This is a genomic window from Candidatus Dedyshia acidiphila (assembly GCF_051025295.1).
In the GTDB taxonomy this organism is placed as follows: Bacteria; Acidobacteriota; Terriglobia; order Terriglobales; family Acidobacteriaceae; genus KBS-83.
On record NZ_JBMGJV010000010.1, the window covers coordinates 40,148 to 51,908 of the forward strand.

Sequence of the window (11,761 nt, forward strand, 5' to 3'; positions counted from 1 at the left end):
AATGCGAATCTTCGTTTCTCTGCTGCTTGCCCTTTCCGTTCCTCTTAGTCTGCCCGGATTGACGCAGGAAGACCGTACGGTGGTCCAGCGGGACCTGGCCCAGGGTCGCGCCGACCACGCACTGAACCTGCTGACACCTGCCACCGCCGCAGGCAGCCGCGATGCGGAGGCGCACCAGCTTCTCTGTCGTCTTTCCCTGCAGATCGAGCACTGGGACGACGCCGTGTCCGCCTGCGAGCGGGCCGTCAGGCTCGATGGGTCGAGCAGTATGAATCATCTCTGGTACGGCCGCGCGCTTGGAGAAAAGGCAGACCGCGTCTCGTTCCTCAAGGCGTATGGCCTGGCGAAGCGCGTGCGGACAGAGTTCGAGACAGCGGTCGCGCTCGACCCGCACAATGCCGAGGCGCTCTCGGACCTCGGCGAGTTCTACACCGAAGCGCCGGGCGTGGTCGGCGGGGGCAAGGACAAGGCTGAGAGCGTCGCGGATAAGCTCGATCCCCTTGACCGGGCGCGTGCGGAGGGACTGCGCGGACACATCGCCGCCAGTAACAAGGACACGACCGCTGCTGAAGAGCATTTTCGCAGCGCGATTGCGAGCTCACCGGAGCCGGCGAGCTACTGGATGGTGCTGGGATCGTTCTATCAACACCAGAACGACACCGTCCGCATGCAGGAGGCGATTCACGCCGGACTGCAAGCCCAGGGCGCACGCGGCGCGCCGCTGGTGGATGCCTCGCATCTGCTGCTGCGCGCACATCAGGACCCGAAGGAGGCGGTTCGGCTGCTGCGCGATTACCTCGCTTCGCCGGATAAGTCGGAAGACGAACCAGCCTTCCGCGTCCACCTCATGCTGTCGCAACTGCTGGCGCAGCAGGGTGACTCTACAGCGGCTGCCCATGAAGCAGATGCGGCGGCGATGCTGGCCAGCGTCTATCATCCAACAAGGCTGCCTGCGACCAATACCGGCCGGTAGCCCAGGACCGCGCGTCCGCAATCCTAGCTTTTCGAGATCGAGCCTTTGAGACCATCGCCCCTCGCAGCCATAGCCACGCTCGCCACTGCTCTGGTGGCTTCGGCTCCCGCGGCATCCGCGCAGATCTCGTTCTATACCGCCGTCGACCTCGCGCTGCGCAACTCGCACGAAGTGAAAATAGCGATGGCCGACGTAGATCGCGCCATGGCTGGTCTCTCGCAGGCTCGCTCCGCTTACATCCCCAGCATGAACATCGGCTCGAGCCTGGGCTACTCCTATGGCTTTCCCGTCGGTCAGCCGTCGATCTACAACGTGACCGCTAATTCCCTGCTGCTCTCGTTTTCTCAGCCGGATCTCATCCGCTCCGCGCGTGCTTCGGTGGTCGCGGCACGCGCAACGCTCAAGGACACGCGCGAAAAAGTGGTAGCTGATGCTGCTGTGACCTATGCCGAGCTCGCGACCGATGAGCAGGAGATCGCCGCAGTGGACCAGCAGCACACCTTTGGTGACCGGCTGCTCGAGATCGAGCGCGAGCGAAATTCGGCGGGGCTCTCCAGCCAGATGGACGTGACGCAGGCGGAGTTGATCAACGCGCAGCTCGAGTTGCGCCGGTTGCATATTCAAGATCACATACGCGTATTGCGGCTCCGCCTGGCGCACCTCACCGGACTCGCGGAGGACGCGCTCACGGCAGACCGCGCCAGCATCCCCGGCGCCCCCGTGCCGCCACAGGGTGACGCGCTGGCCACGATGACGGGGCGCAGCGATGCGGTCCATGCAGCGCAGGCGGAGGCGGCGTCGAAGCGGTATGTGGCGCTCAGCGACAAACGCCGCAACCTGCATCCGGAGATCGCGTTCGGTATCCAGTACAGCCGCTACGCGAAGTTCAATAACTACGCCGAGTACTATCTGCGCTTCCAGCACAACAATTTCGACGTTGGCATCAATATGAACCTGCCGCTCTACGATTCTTCCGCGCGTGCAAAGGCGCGGGGCTCGGCAGCCGATGCGGTGCATGCGGAGCAGCAGGCCCTACAGGTGGCGCTGCAACTGGACGAGCAGGCGCGCGAGCTGACGGGCAGCCTTGACGAACTGCGCGGACAGCAGAAGGTGGCCGGCCTGCAGAACGCGCTGGCTCAGGAAAATGTGGACGCGGTGCGGACGCAGATCGAGAACGGCTCAGGTAACCCAAACGTCACCCCCCTGACGCCCCGCGACGAGCAGAAGGCGCGGATCGAGGAACGGCGTCGTTTTCTCGACAAGCTGGATTCGGATTTCCAGCTCATGCAGGCGCAAATCCAGCTCCAGCGAGTGCTCGGCACCGCCGAAGACTGGGCCATGCAGGCGCCTCAGCCGCGCTCCACGCACCCCTGATCATCCGGAATTTCAGCCTGATCTGCACCCTCTTTGAGGCAGTTTTCTAGTGCCCGACCGTGCCTCGCTGGTACACTAGGGAGACTAACCATGCCATTGAAAACGCTGTTCCTGAACCCGCCTTCGTTTGAGAATTTCGACGGTGGCGCCAGCAGCCGCTGGCCCGCAACGCGCGAGATTGAGTCGTACTGGTACCCCGTGTGGCTGGCCTATCCGGCCGGTTTGCTCGAGGGATCGCGACTGCTCGACGCGCCTCCCCACCACGTCTCTGCTGAAGAGACGATCGAGATCGCGAAGAGCTACGAGTTCCTCGTGCTGTTCACCAGCACGGTGGGCTGGGCCGGCGACCACGCACTGGCCGAGACCATCAAGCGCAATAATCCGACGATCAAGATCGCGTTCGTTGGACCGCCGGTGACGACATCGCCCGATCGCGCACTGCTCGAGTGCCCGGCGATCGACTTCATCTGCCGGCGCGAGTTCGACATGTCCGTGGTCGAGTTTGCGAATGGCAAGCCGCTGTCCGAGATCCTCGGCATCAGCTATCGCAGCAGCGATGGCACGATCGCGCACAATCCCGATCGTCCGCAGCTCGAAGATCTCGATGCGATGCCCTGGGCGACCAAGATCTACAAGCGCGACATGGATGTGACGCGCTACAACGTGCCTTTCCTGCTCCATCCCTACATCGCGCTCTACTCGACGCGCGGCTGCCCGGCGCAGTGCACATTCTGCCTGTGGCCGCAGACGTTGAGCGGACACGCGTGGCGTAAGCGCTCCACCGATGACGTTGCCGCCGAGATGAAGTGGGCGAAGGAAAACTTCCCCGAAGTGAAGGAATTCTTCTTCGACGATGACACCTTCAACATCCAGAAGGCACGCACCGTCGAACTCTGCGAGAAGCTGAAGCCGCTCGGCATCACCTGGTCCTGCACCTCGCGCGTCACTACAGACCGCGAGACGCTGAAAGCCATGAAGGATGCCGGCTGCCGCCTGCTGATTGTCGGCTACGAGTCGGGCGACCCGCAGATTCTCAAGAACATTAAGAAGGGCGCGACCGTCGAGCGTGCCCGTGCGTTCACGAAGGACTGCCACGACCTCGGCCTGACCGTTCACGCCGACTTCATCCTCGGTCTGCCGGGCGAGACGAAGGAATCGATTCGTAACACGATCAACTTCGCCAAGTCGCTCGACTGCGAGACTATCCAGGTCTCTATCGCACACGCGTATCCGGGCACGGAGTTCTACGACTACGCCGAGAAGAACGGCTTCATCACGAACTACAACATGTCCGACTCGGGCGGCCACCAGATGGCGCACATCGAGTACCCCGGGCTGCCGGCTGACTATGTGCTCGAGATGGTGCACCGCTTCTACGACGAGTACTACTTCCGCCCCAAGGCTGCTGCGCGTGTGGTCTGGAAGGCGATCGTCAACCGCGACGTGCCGCGCCTCTATCAGGAAGCGAAGAGCTTTATGAAGCTGCGTGCACAGCGCAATCGCATCGTGAAGGACAAGCGCCAGCAACAGGCCGGCGAGGCAGCGCCAGCAGCACATGCCGGTGACTGATCGCATGTCCTTAACAGCAGCTCGAGGGGCGGCCTGCGTGGCCGCCCCTGCTGTATCCAAAGCTCAATGACCCCGCGCCGCTATCTCATCCTCGCCCTCGTTGCGCTTACCTCTGCGCTGGGCGACACATTTCTCGACGTGGGGATGAAGCAGCTCGGTCCTGTGTCGATCCATCACCTGAGTACGTTGCTGCTCGCATTGAAGATGCCGTGGATCCTGGGTGGCATCGTGCTGCTGCTCGGCTTCTTTGCCTCTTATCTCACCGCGCTCTCGTGGGCCGATGTCACCTTTGTGCTGCCCGCCACCTCGTTTGCTTATGTCGTCGTCGCCCTGCTCTCTCGCTTCTGGCTGCATGAGCAGATCACGCCAGCGCGCTGGCTGGGCATTTTCTGCATCGTTGCGGGGGTCGGATTCGTGACCCGCGGCCCCGCGTATACCGAGCAGGCGGCGAATGCTGCGCTACCGGGCACCCAACCGAAGCTCGATACCGAGCTCGAAGCGTGCGCTGCTGGTAGCTCAGCGGCCGAGACGACCGGAGTCAAGCGATGATCGACGCTGTAAGCAGCCTAGCGCTCGCGGCAATGATTGCTGTGAATGTGATCACCGCGACAGCAGGCGACATCCTGATTGCGTCCGCACTGCGTCGCATCGGCGACCTGGATGACGTGAAGGCACGCAGCGGGCTGTTGGGCGCAATCCGCGCCGTGCTGAGCGAACCGCGCTTCGTCACCGGTGTTGCGGCTATGGCCATCAGCTTCTTCTCTCTGCTGTTCACCCTCAGTCACGCGGACGTCAGCCTGGTCGCGCCGGCGGCTGGATCACTGACCTTTGTGACGAACGCGATCGCTGCACGCGTGTTTCTCAAGGAGCGCGTGGACCGTCGGCGCTGGGTGGCGGCGCTATTCGTCTGCATCGGCGTCGCCCTGCTGAAGCACTAGAGCCAGACCATGGGACGCTACCACGCTCGTCGGCTCCGGCAGGACTGCGGGCTCGCCGCAATCGCCGCAATCCTCACCGCCTTGGCATTCTGGCTCACGCCGCCGCCGGACTTTCGCCACCGCGCGAGCATGGCAACTGCGTACAGTGCACTGTTCTTTTTGAGCTGGTCACTACTGCTCGGTCCCTGGCATGTCTTGCGGCGACGCCCGCTGCCCGTCAGCTTCGATCTCCGTCGCGACACGGGTGTCGCTGCCGGGCTGCTTGCACTGCTACACACCGGCATCGGCCTCACGGTTCACCTGCGCGGCCGAATGTGGATGTACTTCCTGCGCCGGCTCCATCCGCCACGTTTACAGACGAATGCGTTCGGCGCAGCCAATTACACCGGCCTTTCGGCCGCAGCCGTTCTTCTCATGCTTCTGGCGATCTCGAACGACATCTCGCTCCGGCGCATAGGAGGGCCACGCTGGAAGAACCTGCAACGCTGGACGTACGCAGCCTTCGCTCTCACGGCTGCGCACGGCATCCTGTTTCAGACGGTCGAGAACCGCAAATCCGCGTGGGTGGTGGCATCTGCGATGCTTATCCTCGTCACGGTCGTGGGGCAAGCCCTTGCATTCGTACGGCGCAGACGAGCAATGCGCATCAGCGCCAAGTAGGCAGATTTCCGGATAATGCACGATCGAGATAAGTAGCCGCGCTGATCAGAGCAAGATGCGTGAGCGCTTGCGGGAAATTCCCGAGGTGCCGACCGTTCCTGCCCAATTCCTCCGAGTAAAGTCCGACGTGGTTCGCATAGCCGAGCATCTTCTCGAAAAGCAGCCGCGCCTTGTCGAGCTCACCTGCGCGCGCCAGGCATTCGATGAACCAGAACGAGCACGCAGTGAATGCGCCCTCCGTTCCTGTGAGGCCGTCGGGCGTCTCGTTCGCCCGGTAGCGATACACGAGCGTATCGACCGTAAGCTGCTTCTCGATCGCGCGTAGCGTGCCAAGCCAGCGCGGGTCGCGCGGACTGATGAACCGGATCAGCGGCATCAGCAGAACTGCCGCGTCGAGGGTGTCCGATCCCTCGTGTTGCACAAACGACTGCAGAGGCTCACTCCAGAAGTTCTTATGGATGTCGTCTGCGATCGCATTCCGCGTGCTGAACATCCAGTCGAGCGGGCCGGGCAGCGAGCGCTTTTGAGCGAGGCGAATGGCTCGATCGAACGCAACCCAGCACATCATGCGCGAGTGAAGAAAATTGTGCCGACCGCCACGCACCTCCCAGATTCCCTCGTCCGGACGATTCCAGTTCTTCGCCAGCCACTCCAATACGCGCTTCATCGACAGCCAGCCATCGTGGCTGATGCCCTCGCCGTATTTGTTGGCAAGATAGATCGCGTCGAACATCTCACCGTAAATATCGAGTTGCAGTTGCTTATAGGCTGCGTTGCCGATCCGGACCGGCCGGGAGTCCATGTAACCGCTGAAGTGATCGAGCGTCTGCTCGTCCAGCTTGTGCCGCCCATCGATGCCGTACATCACCTGCAGCGGCCCCTGCTCGGAGTTGTAGTCCATCAGCGAGCTCAACCACTTTTGAAACTGCTCTGCCTCTTCGATGTAGCCGAGCCGCATCATTGCGTACAGCGTGAACGACGCGTCGCGCAGCCAGACATAGCGGTAGTCCCAGTTGCGCTCTCCCCCGATCTGCTCCGGTAGTCCAAAGGTTGGCGCCGCAATGATCGAGCCATACTCGTGATCGGTCATCAGCTTCAGCGTCAGCACGGAGCGCGTGACCATCTCGCGCCAGCGGCCGCTGTACCGGGAGCGTCCGGCCCAGTCGCGCCAGAAGTTATTGGTCTGTTCGAAGCGGCCGTGGAGCAGCGTCTGATCGAGCGGACGGCTCAGTTCAGGGCAGTCCTCGCTGAAGCAGATGTATGCCGTGTCGCCCTCATCAAGTGTGAAGGTCGTCTTCACTCCGTCGCCGCTGATTTCAAGCGGGAACGGCGCCTTGAGCACCATCGCCGGCTGGTCTCCGCCGTCCGGTCGAAACACGACGGCATCATCGCGCTTCTCTACAGTGTGCGAGCGTCGTGCGTAATCGAAGCGAGGAAAACAGCCAAGCAGGAACGTGATCTTGCCCTGGATCACGCGAATGCCACGCACCAGTTGATTCGGTGCGTTATCCCGCAGGATGGGCATGAAGTCTGTAATCTCGGCGATGCCGTGATCCGAGAGAAAGCGCGTCAGCAGGACATTGCTCTGCGGAAGGTAGAGCTGCTTACTCCGCTCACCATCCAGTTCGGGTTTCACACAGAAGTAGCCGCCCTTGTCAGCGTCAAGGAGCGCCGCAAAGATCGTCGGCGAATCGAAGCGCGGAAAGCAGCAGAAATCGATGGATCCCTGCATGCTGACCAGGGCGATGGAGCGCATATTGCCGATAACGCCGTAGTCTTCGATCGGGCGGAAGTCCATGCTGTGCGTGTTCCCTCCGGCTCATTGGATGCGCATTGTGCATCGCCAACGCGTCAGGGCAGCAGACGCATCAGCCCACGGCGCGGAAGGTCAGGCACAAGATACTTCGCCGTGCGACCGGATTGCCGCGCGATCGCTTCGGCTGCCAGATAGCCGCTGCGCGCCGCACTCTCCATCGTGGCTGGCCAGCCGGTAGCCGTCCAATCACCAGCAAGGTAGAGACCGGGCCACTCCGTCTCTGCGGCGGGCCGCAGCCTGTCGAGCCCCGGAACGATGGAGTAGGTTGCTCGCATCTCCTTGACCACAGCTGCCTTGATCAAACGCGCCTCGCGCACAGCAGGAAAGAACATCGCCAGCTCACGTGCCGCGAGGTCGATGATGGCCTGCCGCTCCATCGAGACAAGCGACTTCGATGCACTCACCACGAGCTCGATGAGGTATCCCGCGCGTTCATGCTGACGTTCGGGCTGCAGCCGCGATGTGTTGTAGAGCCACTGCATTGTTGTATCGAGCAGCACGGCGTGGTCAAGATCCGTGATCTCGCGATCGAACCACAAATGAATGCCGGTGAGTGGCGAATGATCGAAGCCAGTGAGCAGTTCGCGCAGACGCTCCCGCTCGTCACCAGCTGGCAGGATCGGCAGCATTTTCGCGAGCCCTTCGAACGAGAGCGCCAGCACAACAGAGTCGAAGGAGCGCTCTTCCCCGCTCACCTTGAGCTTCCATCGCTGGGTAACGGAGTCAAAGCGAAGGGCTTCGACCGATGAGCGCAGCCGGATGGTGCCACCTGCGGATTCGATGGCCGAGGCCACATACCCGTAGAGCTCACTTAACGGCACACGCGGCACGCCCATGTGGCCGGCCTGCGCGGAATAGAGAAATGCCTCACGGAACACCTTCGCCGCGTAGCGCAGCGAGATGCGTTCCGGATCCTCGTTGAGTGCGCTGAAGAGAACGGGCTTCCAGAAGTGCTCAATGGCACGCTCGGTCTGGCCAGTGTGCTTCATCCAATCCGCGAAGTTCTCCTCATCGTGCTCAAGCCGAGTACCGCGCAGAAAGACGGCAATGGCGCGTGCGATGGCGAGCTTATCGCGAATGCCGAGGGCACCAGCGGTGAGAAACGAAGGGGTGGTGTGAAGCGGGGCCGGCAGTGGCGACGGCGCGAGGCGGGTGCGACGGCCGCCAGGCTCGAGGAAGGTGATCGCGTCTGACCAGCGGATACGGTCAGAAGCATCTGCCCGCTTGAGCAGATCAATGAGATTCGTGCAACAGCCGAGCACAATATGCTGGCAGTTATCGATGACCTCACCGACTCCGGGGTGAAGGTACGACGACGCGCGGCCCCCGACGTAGGGACGCCGCTCAAACAGCTCGACGGCAGATCCATCCTGGGCCAGCGCACAGGCAGCAGCCAGCCCGGCGACACCGGCTCCCACAACGGCAACGCGCTGTGGCTGAGCGCTCAACGAGACAGACCCGCCGCCGCTGGGCGTCGCGAGCGTGCCCGGAGAAGCAGCATGCGCGTCATTCCACCGGAGAGCATCGCCAGCTTCTGCCAGGTGGGCACCTGAATGCGTGCACTGAAAACATCGAACTTGTTAGCTTCTATGCGCGAGAGTAGACGCGCATAGATGTTCACGAGCACGCGCAGCGCGGGCCGACTGTCGGCATCGATGAGAGGCAGCAGCCGGTCGGCGGACTGGTAGTAGAAATGCGCCCGGCGTGCAACGCCGGCCAGAACGCGGCGCTGTGCATCGGTGACATCGCTCCCGGTACGCACGGTGGCCAACTCCGCAGGGCTGGTGCCCGCGGCATCCAGCTCGTCAGCGGGGATGTAGACTCGGCCACGCTCAGCGTCCTCGCGCACATCCCGCAGAATGTTGGTCAACTGGAAGGCTATGCCGGTCTCCTCAGCCAGCTTCTCCGCATCGGTTCCATGGCTTCCCTTCTGATAGCCAAAGATATGGATGCAGACCAGCCCGACAACCGACGCAACGTAATAACAGTAGCGATAGAGATCAGGGAAGGTTGCGAATGTGTCGAGCCCTTCCTCGTTGCGGCGATTCTCGGCTTCAGGCCGAAGGTCCATCGCCGTGCCCTGGATCAACTGCTCGAGTAACTGATCGGGGATCGAGAAGCGATGCTGGGCATCCCGCACTGCAATGAAGACCGGGTCATAGAGTGCAGCATCGGTGCGCCACTGCTCGGTCCAGTGCGCGAGTTCGGCGCGGCGGGTGGCGTGGTCCTTACTTTCGTCGTCGGAGATGTCATCCGCGCGGCGCATGAAGGCATAGATCGCGCACATCGCATCCCGCTTCTGTGGTGGCAGCGCAATGAAGGAGTAATAGAAGTTTCGTGCTTCACGCTTCGCGATCGCCCGGCAGTTCGCGTACGCGGCGTCAATCTCGCGCTGGGAGATCAAGCAAGACTACTCCCCGGGCGCAGACCCGGCACATACCGGCCCGCGAGCGCCACCCCGAGCAACCGCACCTTGCGCGCCTTCGAGATCACTGGACGCCGGGTGAGCACATCGTAGTCCTGTTGCTCGATCGCACGCAGTATTTCAAGGCCGCCGCGCGTGAACAGATCGAGATCCACCGCAAGTTCGCGATCAACAATACGAATCAGCGGAGCGCCACGACAGAACATCGTGCGTGCGTCGGTCACCTGCTGACGGAGCAGCGAGCGAAACGACGGAGTGGCTCGACGCTCTGCAATCATCGCTTCTGTCACACCCGCGGTGCTCATTGCATCTTGCGGAAGGTACACGCGTCCACGATCCCAGTCCTGCGCGACATCCTGCCAGAAGTTCGCTAACTGCAGCGCGGTGCAGGTCTCATCGGAGAGACGGAAGCGCTCCTCATCGCGATATCCGCATGCATAGAGAACGAGTCGCCCTACGGGATTGGCAGAGTACCGGCAGTAGTTGAGCACTTCGTCCGTGTTCGCGTACCGAGTCACAATCTGATCCTGCCGAAATGCGACCAGCAGATCGGAGAACGGCTCCTGCGGAATGTCACACACGCGGATCGTTTCGCGCAGCGCAACGAAGACCGGGTGTCGCGCCTCACCGCGATAGCAGGCGTCCAGCTCCTGCTGCCACAGTGCGAGCAGAGCCAGCGCCTGCTCCGCACTCCCTACCTCATCACCAAGATCATCCGAGATGCGGCAGTACGCGTAGATACTGTGAAAGTGCGGCCGTAGACGCGTCGGCAACAGGCGCGAGGCGACGTGGAAGTTTTCGTAATGCGTCTCGGCCAGGGTGCGGCAATACTGCTGCGCTTCGGCAAGAGTCGGCGCTATGTCGGGAATGCGATACGAATCCGGCAGCGCAGCCCAGCCCTGCTCGATCAACTGCTCGGTCGCGGCAGCCGCAGCCGTGCTCATGGCAGGATCACCGTTTTAATCTCGTTGGTGCGGTGCAGCATCCCGGCGAACACGGCAGCCAGGTCGCGCAGCGGCGCGTGTCCAGTAATGAACGCATCCGCATCGAAGCGCCGATCTGCGATCAGCTCGAGCGCCTGCCGGCACACCGCGGGCGTGTGATGGAAGCTGGCCTTCAGCTCAATATCGTTGTAGTGCAGATGATTGGTGTCTAGCTCTACGCGCGTTCCCTGTGCGGGGCCGCCGAAGAAGTTCACCAGTCCGCCACGACGCACCATGTCGACCGCCCACTGCCAGGTCAACGGCAACGCGACACACTCGACCGCAATGTCGACGCCGCGATGATCAGGCGTGAGCGCGCGCACAGCGGCAACGGCGTTGTCGACGCGCGTGGTCTGGATCACCTGCTTCGCGCCGAGGCGCCGGGCGGCCTTCACCTGCTGGTCGTGCTTCACGACCGCGATCACGTTCGCTCCGCTCAACGAAGCGGCGTGGATCATCAGCAATCCGATCGGCCCCGCGCCAATGACGGCCATCAGGTCACCCGGGCGCACGCGGCTCTCCTCAAGGCCGCGCAGTACGCAGGCCAGCGGCTCGGTTAAGGCCGCGTGCTCATCGGTGACACGCGATGGCACAGGGAGGGTGTTCTTCTCAACTATACGCGCAGGAACACGGATCCACTCGGCGTAGGCGCCATTGTTGAAGAGCAGATCCTCGCAAAGATTCTGCTGTCCGCGTCCACACCAGTAGCAGCGATCGCATGGGGCAGAGTTGAGTGCGACCACGCGCATGCCCGGCTCAAACTGCGTCACTCCTTCGCCGACAGAGGCGACTACCCCCGCCAGCTCATGGCCAAACAGAGCGGGCATCTTCAGCATGCGGGCGTGATAGCCACGGCGGAAGACCTTCAGATCGGTGCCGCAGGTCAGCGCGGCGCGGACGCGGACGACGATCTCCCCGGGACCGGGGATCGGCCGCTCTACCGCTTCGATCCGAATATCTTCCTTGCCGTACAGGACGGCTGCCTGCATACCGATCCCCATACCCTTATTTTCTCACTTTGGG

General features: G+C 62.4%; 11 protein-coding genes. 6 read left to right on the forward strand and 5 right to left on the reverse strand.

The features are described from left to right. The first annotated feature begins 1 nt into the window (after position 1). The 6 genes from AC5IJH_RS06230 to AC5IJH_RS06255 all read left to right on the forward strand — a co-directional run bounded on the left by AC5IJH_RS06230 (position 2) and on the right by AC5IJH_RS06255 (position 5,514). Positions 2–973, forward strand: a complete 972-nt coding sequence (locus AC5IJH_RS06230; RefSeq protein WP_491901944.1) for a tetratricopeptide repeat protein — start codon at positions 2–4, stop codon at positions 971–973. 93 nt (positions 974–1,066) lie between these two features. After that, positions 1,067–2,347 carry a TolC family protein gene (locus tag AC5IJH_RS06235; protein ID WP_491901945.1) on the forward strand — a complete coding sequence of 427 codons (1,281 nt, stop codon included), beginning with the start codon at positions 1,067–1,069 and terminating at the stop codon, positions 2,345–2,347. A 90-nt stretch (positions 2,348–2,437) separates the two neighbouring features. Next, positions 2,438–3,916: a hopanoid biosynthesis associated radical SAM protein HpnJ gene (gene hpnJ / locus AC5IJH_RS06240; RefSeq protein WP_491901946.1), complete on the forward strand. Its 1,479-nt coding sequence runs from the start codon at positions 2,438–2,440 to the stop codon at positions 3,914–3,916. Between the two features lie 66 nt (positions 3,917–3,982). Then, positions 3,983–4,465, forward strand: a complete 483-nt coding sequence (locus tag AC5IJH_RS06245) for an EamA family transporter (RefSeq protein ID WP_491901947.1) — start codon at positions 3,983–3,985, stop codon at positions 4,463–4,465. Continuing rightward, positions 4,462–4,854, forward strand: a complete 393-nt coding sequence (locus AC5IJH_RS06250) for an EamA family transporter (RefSeq protein WP_491901948.1) — start codon at positions 4,462–4,464, stop codon at positions 4,852–4,854. The genes AC5IJH_RS06245 and AC5IJH_RS06250 overlap by 4 nt, the downstream gene beginning before the upstream one ends. Positions 4,855–4,863: 9 nt before the next feature. Next, positions 4,864–5,514 (forward strand): hypothetical protein, encoded by a 651-nt coding sequence (locus AC5IJH_RS06255; RefSeq protein ID WP_491901949.1) that lies wholly within the window; start codon positions 4,864–4,866, stop codon positions 5,512–5,514. Here AC5IJH_RS06255 and AC5IJH_RS06260 read toward each other — a convergent pair. Genes AC5IJH_RS06260 through AC5IJH_RS06280 form a run of 5 tightly spaced genes read right to left on the reverse strand, consistent with a single transcriptional unit; the run spans position 5,501 to position 11,727 of the window. Then, positions 5,501–7,312, reverse strand: a complete 1,812-nt coding sequence (locus AC5IJH_RS06260) for a glycoside hydrolase family 15 protein (RefSeq protein WP_491901950.1) — start codon at positions 7,310–7,312, stop codon at positions 5,501–5,503. The two genes, AC5IJH_RS06255 and AC5IJH_RS06260, sit on opposite strands and share 14 nt — an antisense overlap. 53 nt (positions 7,313–7,365) lie before the next feature. Beyond that, positions 7,366–8,778 (reverse strand): hydroxysqualene dehydroxylase HpnE, encoded by a 1,413-nt coding sequence (gene hpnE, locus AC5IJH_RS06265; RefSeq protein WP_491901951.1) that lies wholly within the window; start codon positions 8,776–8,778, stop codon positions 7,366–7,368. Beyond that, a complete protein-coding gene (locus tag AC5IJH_RS06270; protein ID WP_491901952.1) occupies positions 8,775–9,734 on the reverse strand; it encodes a phytoene/squalene synthase family protein in 960 nt (319 codons plus the stop codon). Before AC5IJH_RS06270 ends, hpnE begins: the two co-directional genes overlap by 4 nt. Next, the gene (gene hpnC, locus AC5IJH_RS06275; RefSeq protein ID WP_491901953.1) at positions 9,731–10,699 is read right to left on the reverse strand and encodes a squalene synthase HpnC; all 969 of its coding nucleotides are present in this window, start codon (positions 10,697–10,699) and stop codon (positions 9,731–9,733) included. Before hpnC ends, AC5IJH_RS06270 begins: the two co-directional genes overlap by 4 nt. Continuing rightward, positions 10,696–11,727, reverse strand: a complete 1,032-nt coding sequence (locus AC5IJH_RS06280; protein ID WP_491901954.1) for a zinc-dependent alcohol dehydrogenase — start codon at positions 11,725–11,727, stop codon at positions 10,696–10,698. Before AC5IJH_RS06280 ends, hpnC begins: the two co-directional genes overlap by 4 nt. Between the last annotated feature and the right edge of the window lie 34 nt (positions 11,728–11,761).